The sequence below is a fragment of the Burkholderia sp. ABCPW 14 genome (genome assembly GCF_001523835.1).
Taxonomy (GTDB): Bacteria; Pseudomonadota; Gammaproteobacteria; order Burkholderiales; family Burkholderiaceae; genus Burkholderia; species Burkholderia mayonis.
Window position 1 is genome coordinate 1 of record NZ_LOVS01000100.1, and the last position, 6,842, is coordinate 6,842.

Sequence of the window (6,842 nt, forward strand, 5' to 3'; positions counted from 1 at the left end):
AGACAGCCGCGGGGGCGGCAAGCCGGCTTCGGGCTACGCCCTACGCCGGCTTGCCGCCCCCGCCAACATGCGGACATTTCATTTGCTACAAAACCGGACATTTCTATTTGTCCGCGACAGCCCTTTTTGTCATTTTCTCCAAAAAGGGTCGGCACATCGCGAGGGCCTCATCCTCGACCGTTTCGCGAAGCGGGCAGTCTGCTTGCGACTGCCTGCCGACTACCGCTCGCAGTCGGCCGGACGATCCGCCCGACACACCTCCATCAATCCTGCGCGTAGATATTCGAATCCTTGGTTTCCTTCACGAACAGCAGCCCGATGACAAACGTGGCGAGCGCGATCACGATTGGATACCACAGCCCCGAATAGATGTTGCCCCTCGCCGCGACGATCGCGAACGCGGTTGCCGGGAGAAAGCCGCCGAACCAGCCGTTGCCGATGTGATACGGCAGCGACATCGACGTATAGCGGATCCGTGTCGGGAACATCTCGACCAGCATCGCGGCGATCGGGCCGTAGACCATCGTCACGTAGATCACGAGGATCGTCAGGATCGCGATCGTCATCGGCCAGTTGAGTTGCGCCGGATCGGCCTTCGCCGGATAGCCCGCGGATTTCAGCGTCGTGGCGAGCGTCTTGTCGAACGCCGCGCCCTTCGCCTTTGCGTCGGCGGCCTTGCCGTCATACGACTCAATCACGGTGTCGCCGACCTTGACTTGAGCGGTCGTTCCCGCGGGCGCCGCGACGTTCTCGTAGTTGAGGCCTGCTTTCGCCAGCGCGCTCTTCGCGATGTCGCAGGAGTCCGTGAACTTCGACGTGCCGACCGGGTTGAACTGGAACGAGCAGGTCGACGGATCGGCCACGACGGTGATCGGCGCCTTCTGCGTCGCCACTTCGAGCGCCGGGTTCGCGAAGTGCGTGAGCGCATTGAACAGCGGGAAGTAGGTGAGCGCGGCGATCAGGCAGCCGGCGAGGATGATCGGCTTGCGGCCGATCCTGTCCGACAGCGAGCCGAAGAACACGAAGAACGGCGTGCCGATCAGGAGCGCGATCGCGATCAGGATGTTCGCGCTTGCGCCGTCGACCTTCAGCGTCTGCGTGAGGAAGAACAGCGCATAGAACTGGCCCGTGTACCAGACGACGGCCTGGCCGGCCGTCAGGCCGACGAGCGCGAGGATCACGAGCTTCAGGTTCTTCCACTGGCCGAACGCCTCGGTGAGCGGCGCCTTCGAGGTCTTGCCTTCGGCCTTGATGCGCAGGAACACCGGCGATTCGTTCAGTTGCAGCCGGATCCACACCGATACCGCGAGCAGCAGGATCGACGCGACGAACGGCACCCGCCAGCCCCACGCGCCGAACGCTTCCTCGCCGATGGCGGTCCGCACACCGAGAATCACGAGCAGCGACAGGAACAGCCCGAGCGTGGCGGTCGTCTGGATCCAGGCGGTGTAGAAGCCGCGCCGGTGCGCGGGCGCGTGCTCGGCGACGTAGGTCGCGGCGCCGCCATACTCCCCGCCGAGCGCGAGGCCTTGCAGCAGCCGCATCCCGATGAAGATCACCGGCGCCGCGATGCCGATCGTCGCATAGCCGGGCAGGAAGCCGACCACGAAGGTCGAGATCCCCATGATGACGATCGTGATGAGGAATGTGTGCTTGCGGCCGACGAGGTCGCCGAGGCGTCCGAACACGATTGCGCCGAACGGCCGGACGGCAAAGCCCGCCGCGAAGCCGAGCAGCGTGAAGATGAACGCCGCGGTCGGATTGACGCCCGAGAAGAAGCTCTTGCTGATGTAGGCCGCGAGCGAACCGGCCAGATAGAAGTCGTACCACTCGAACACGGTGCCGAGCGACGATGCGAAGATCACGCGCTTTTCGTCGCCTGTCATCGGCGCGTGCGCAATTTGTCCGCCTACCGTTGCCATGAATGTCTCCAATTTTGATATAAGGGCGCGCGCCCAATCGGGGCGGCTCCGTGTCGATTATTGGAGGGCAAACTTACGGCGCACTGACTCGGCGAGTCAAATTGGAGCAACGGTAATTTGCACGCTATATTTGGCTTTGCCTTCCTTTTCCTTTTATCTTGTCGGCAACGTGCGTTTTCGTGATTTCTTGGGCGGCGCGTGAGGCGGCTCTTAAGGGTTATTCCGGGGCTTCTTGCCGTAAGCCAAGGCTCACGCGCACGAGCGTGCCTGCAAGGCGCGGCGACGTCTGATACACGTTGTCGTCGATCGTCAGCGTGCCGCCGTGCTGCGCGACGATCTCGCGAACGATCGCGAGGCCGAGGCCGCTGCCGTCGCCTTCGCGGCCGAGGATCCGATAGAAGCGCTCGACAACGTGCTCTCGCTCGTTCGCCGGAATGCCCGGGCCCGTGTCCTCGACTTCGAGATGCACGACGCCCGCCGCGCGGTCGGCGCGTACGCGCACGGTGATGCGGCCGCCCGTCGGGGTGTAGCGGATCGCGTTGTCGATCAGGTTGCCGAGCATCTCGCGCAGCATCACCGGATGGCCGTCGATGCGAAGCGGCCCGGCGTCGTTGTCCGGGCCTTCGTAGCCGAGGTCCATCTGCTTCGCGAGCGCGGCTTGCACCCAGTCGCGCACGGCCTGGCGCGCGAGCGGCGCGATTTCGACGGGCTCGAACATGAGCCCCGTCGCGCGGTTTTCCGCGCGCGCGAGCGCAAGCAACTGCGTGACGAGCCGCGCGGCCTGCTCGGAGCTCGTCGCGATCTGTTCGAGCGAGCGCGCGACGTCGTCCGGCACTTCGTGGCGCAGCGCGAATTCGGCCTGCGTGCGCAATCCGGCGAGCGGGGTCTTCATCTGGTGCGCGGCGTCCGCGATGAAGCGCTTTTGTAGCGTGATGTTCTGTTCGAGGCGCGCGAGCAGGTCGTTGAACGACGTGACGAGCGGCTCGATCTCGGGCGGTGCGCGCTGCGCTTCGACGGGCGACAGGTCGTCCGGGCGCCGGCCGCGGATGTGCGCCTGTAGCGCGGTGAGCGGTGCGAGCCCTCGCAACAGCCCGAACCAGACGAGCAGGATCGCAAGCGGCAGGATCACGAATTGCGGCAGGATCACGCCCTTGATGATGTCGTTCGCGAGCGCGTTGCGCTTGTCGAGCGTCTCGCCGACCTGCACGAGCACGGGCTGCGAGTCCGTCGTGTCCGGCAGCGCGACGGTTGTGTACGCGACGCGCACGTCGTTGCCGCGCAGCAGGTCGTCGCGGAACACGACGACGCCGGGCGGCGGGCGGTCGTCGTCGCGCGGCAGCGGCAGGTCGGCTTCGCCCGCGACGAGCTCGCCGCGCGTGCCGAGCACCTGGAAGTACAGGCTGTCGACGTTATCGGCGCGCAGGAAGTCGAGCGTCGTCTGCGGCAGCCTCAGCTCGGCGACGCCGTTCACGGGCGTGATCTGCCGTGCGAGCACGTACGCGTCGGTCTCGAGCGCGCGGTCGAACGGGCCGTTCGCGATCGTCTTCGCGACGAGATAGGTGACGGCGATGCTCATCGGCCATAGCAGCAGGAGCGGCGCGAGCATCCAGTCGAGAATCTCGCCGAACAGCGAGCGGGGGCGGGGGCCTTCGGCGGCGTCGCCTTCGTCCGGCGGCGCGAACGGGTTTTCGTAGCGCGCGTCGCGCGCGGCGTCCGCATCGGTCGCGGCGGGGGCCGGACGGCGCGCGGTGTGCGCGGAATGGGCCGGCGTGGCCATCGGCCGCTCCTTCCTTGGTGGCGTCAGCGCAGCGACTGGCTCGCGGCGGCTTCGGCCGGTTGCGGCGCGGTTGCGTTCGGCGCGTCGTTCGCAGGGGCGGGCGCGGTCTTCTCGAGGCAGTAGCCGAGGCCGCGCACGGTCGTGATCCGCACGCCGCTCGGCTCGATCTTCTTGCGCAGCCGGTGAACGTAGACTTCGATCGCGTTGTTGCTGACTTCCTCGCCCCATTCGCACAGATGATCGACGAGCTGCTCCTTCGACACGAGCCGGCCGATCCGCTGCAGCAGCACTTCGAGCAGGCCGAGCTCGCGCGCGGACAGGTCGAGCACGCGGTCGTTCGCGTAGGCGATCCGGCCGATCTGGTCGAACGACAGCGAGCCGTGCCGCACGACGGTCGGCCCGCCGCCCGCGCCGCGCCGGGTCAGCGCGCGCACGCGCGCTTCGAGCTCGTTCAGCGCGAACGGCTTCGCCATGTAGTCGTCGGCGCCGAGGTCGAGCCCCTTCACGCGCTCGTCGACGCTGTCGGCGGCCGTCAGGATCAGCACGGGCAGGTTCGAATTGCGCGCGCGCAGGCGGCGCAGCACGTCGAGGCCGGGCATTTTGGGGAGGCCGAGATCGAGGATCAGGAGGTCGAACGTCTGCATCGACAGGGCCGTATCGGCCTCGGCGCCGTTCCTCACGTGGTCGACGGCATAGCCCGATTGGCGGAGTGACCGGGTGAGGCCGTCCGCGAGTATGCTGTCGTCTTCGGCGATGAGAATTCGCATGATGCGCAACCGGTTGCCGTCCCGCGGCGATGACGCTGCGCGCGGCTGTCTCCGAAATATAGGGCGATGCCTGCCCGCAACGCGGGCTTGCATAAACCACTGTTTTTTTATACAGTGTCTGCATTCGCGCACCTAACGGCTTGCTGGCCGTGTCGAAGCCGGTGCGTCCGTATCAGACGCTGCTCATCATAGCAAAGGACGATTCATGGAAGAAAGCAAGAAAGGCTCCGGGCTGACTGCCGAAAAGAGCAAGGCGCTCGCCGCCGCGCTCGCGCAGATCGAGAAGCAGTTCGGCAAAGGGTCGATCATGCGGCTCGGCGACGGCGACGCGGTCGAGGATATCCAGGTGGTGTCCACCGGCTCGCTCGGTCTCGATATCGCGCTCGGCGTCGGCGGCCTGCCGCGCGGCCGCGTGGTCGAAATCTACGGGCCGGAATCGTCCGGCAAGACGACGCTGACGCTGCAGGTGGTCGCCGAGATGCAGAAGCTCGGCGGCACCGCGGCGTTCATCGACGCGGAGCACGCACTCGACGTCCAGTACGCGTCGAAGCTCGGCGTGAACGTGCCGGAACTGCTGATCTCGCAGCCGGACACGGGCGAGCAGGCGCTGGAAATCGTCGACGCGCTGGTGCGCTCGGGCTCGATCGACATGATCGTGATCGACTCGGTCGCGGCGCTCGTGCCGAAGGCCGAAATCGAAGGCGAGATGGGCGACGCGCTGCCCGGCCTGCAGGCCCGCCTGATGTCGCAGGCGCTGCGCAAGCTGACGGGCTCGATCAAGCGTACGAACTGCCTCGTGATCTTCATCAACCAGATTCGGATGAAGATCGGCGTGATGTTCGGCAACCCGGAAACCACGACGGGCGGCAACGCGCTCAAGTTCTATTCGTCGGTGCGTCTCGACATCCGCCGGATCGGCTCGATCAAGAAGAACGACGAGGTGATCGGCAACGAAACGCGCGTGAAGGTCGTCAAGAACAAGGTGGCGCCGCCGTTCCGCGAAGCGATCTTCGACATTCTGTACGGCGAAGGCATTTCGCGTCAGGGCGAAATCATCGATCTCGGCGTCCAGGCGAAGATCGTCGACAAGGCGGGCGCGTGGTACAGCTATAACAGCGAGAAGATCGGCCAGGGCAAGGACAACGCGCGTGAATTCCTGCGCGAGAATTCGGAAATCGCGCGCGATATCGAAAATCGCATTCGTGAGTCGCTCGGCGTCGCCGCCATGCCGCAGGATGGCGGCTCCGAAGCCGAGATCATGGACGAAGAGAAGTAATGCGCAAGAACCGGGAGGGCGCGGATTCGCAGCAGGCAGGGCGCGGCGCGCGGACGGTGTCCGCCGACGAGTTCCGCGCCGAACGCGAAGCGCGCGCGCCGGTTTCGAGCGAGGGGCGGCCGGCTGGCCGCCCGATAGCGAGGGCATCTGACGATGCCCTCGTTTCGTTTGGGCAATCGGTTGCGTTTGAATCGGACGATCCGTTCGATCCACGCGAATCGTTCGACGCGCACGACGTCGCGCGGCGGCGTGCGTCGGCCGGTGCAGCCGGCGCGAACGACGATGCGTCCGGCGGTGGCCGGGCCGGCGGCCGTTCGCGTGCGTCGGCGGCATTTTCGTCGGCGGCGGGCGGGGATGAGGCGGCGGGCGACGTGTATACGCGCACGAGCCAGGCCGGGGCCCGGTCGAAGCGGCGGGCATCGCCTTTCCGTTCCGATTCGTCCGCGCCCGAAGACGCTGAGCGTTCGTCGGCGTCGCAACGTCCTGCGCGCTCGCTGAAAGGGCGTGCGATCGCGTATCTGTCGCGCCGCGAGTACAGTCGCGCAGAACTTGCGCGCAAGCTCGCGCCGTACGTCGAAGAGGGCGACGATCTCGAGCCGCTGCTCGATGCGCTCGAACGGGAGGGCTGGCTGTCCGACGCGCGGTTTGCAGAAAGCCTCGTGCATCGGCGCTCGGCGCGCGTCGGCTCGGCGCGCATCGTCAGCGAGCTGAAGCGGCATGCGGTCGGCGACGCGCTCGTCGAGGCCGTCGGCGCGCAATTGCGCGAGAGCGAGTTCGAGCGCGCGCAGTCGGTCTGGCGCAAGAAATTCGGCGCGGCGCCGCAAACACCTGCGGAGCGCGCAAAGCAGGCGCGTTTCCTCGCGATGCGCGGTTTTTCGAGCGGGACGATCGCGAAGCTGCTGAAAGGCGACGTTAACGAGTTCGGCGGCGATTGAACTCGGCGAGCCGGTCTTGCTCGCGTCCGGCATCAAGCTGACGCTGCAAGCTCGAATGCCTTGCGACAGCCCGGCGAATCGTTAGGCTGCCATCCGATCCCCGATCCCCGATCCCCGATCCCCGATCCCCGATCCCCGATCCCCGATCCCCGATCCCCGATCCCC

General features: G+C 66.4%; 5 protein-coding genes. 2 read left to right on the forward strand and 3 right to left on the reverse strand.

The annotated features are described in order from the left end of the window. Window positions 1-263: 263 nt before the first annotated feature. The 3 genes from WS62_RS15495 to WS62_RS15505 form a co-directional block, all read right to left on the reverse strand. Complete coding sequence (locus tag WS62_RS15495) at window positions 264-1,922, reverse strand: MFS transporter (protein WP_066572217.1); 1,659 nt, start codon at window positions 1,920-1,922, stop codon at window positions 264-266. A 217-nt stretch (window positions 1,923-2,139) separates the two neighbouring features. After that, complete coding sequence (locus WS62_RS15500) at window positions 2,140-3,699, reverse strand: sensor histidine kinase N-terminal domain-containing protein (protein ID WP_066572220.1); 1,560 nt, start codon at window positions 3,697-3,699, stop codon at window positions 2,140-2,142. 23 nt (window positions 3,700-3,722) lie between these two features. Further along, window positions 3,723-4,466 carry a response regulator transcription factor gene (locus WS62_RS15505; protein WP_066572231.1) on the reverse strand — a complete coding sequence of 248 codons (744 nt, stop codon included), beginning with the start codon at window positions 4,464-4,466 and terminating at the stop codon, window positions 3,723-3,725. 205 nt (window positions 4,467-4,671) lie between these two features. On the opposite strand from WS62_RS15505, the gene recA reads away from it, so the two are divergent. Both recA and recX read left to right on the forward strand, forming a co-directional pair. Then, window positions 4,672-5,742 (forward strand): recombinase RecA, encoded by a 1,071-nt coding sequence (gene recA / locus WS62_RS15510; RefSeq protein ID WP_066572226.1) that lies wholly within the window; start codon window positions 4,672-4,674, stop codon window positions 5,740-5,742. After that, the gene (gene recX, locus WS62_RS15515; RefSeq protein ID WP_066572229.1) at window positions 5,742-6,677 is read left to right on the forward strand and encodes a recombination regulator RecX; all 936 of its coding nucleotides are present in this window, start codon (window positions 5,742-5,744) and stop codon (window positions 6,675-6,677) included. Before recA ends, recX begins: the two co-directional genes overlap by 1 nt. Window positions 6,678-6,842 lie beyond the last annotated feature (165 nt).

What these genes read in the sequence shown, in the direction of transcription:
- WS62_RS15495 (WP_066572217.1), bottom strand. Translation starts at nt 1,922, where the DNA reads ATGGCAACGGTAGGCGGACAAATTGCGCACGCGCCGATGACAGGCGAC.
- recA (WP_066572226.1), top strand. Translation starts at nt 4,672, where the DNA reads ATGGAAGAAAGCAAGAAAGGCTCCGGGCTGACTGCCGAAAAGAGCAAG.
- WS62_RS15505 (WP_066572231.1), bottom strand. Translation starts at nt 4,466, where the DNA reads ATGCGAATTCTCATCGCCGAAGACGACAGCATACTCGCGGACGGCCTC.
- WS62_RS15500 (WP_066572220.1), bottom strand. Translation starts at nt 3,699, where the DNA reads ATGGCCACGCCGGCCCATTCCGCGCACACCGCGCGCCGTCCGGCCCCC.
- recX (WP_066572229.1), top strand. Translation starts at nt 5,742, where the DNA reads ATGCGCAAGAACCGGGAGGGCGCGGATTCGCAGCAGGCAGGGCGCGGC.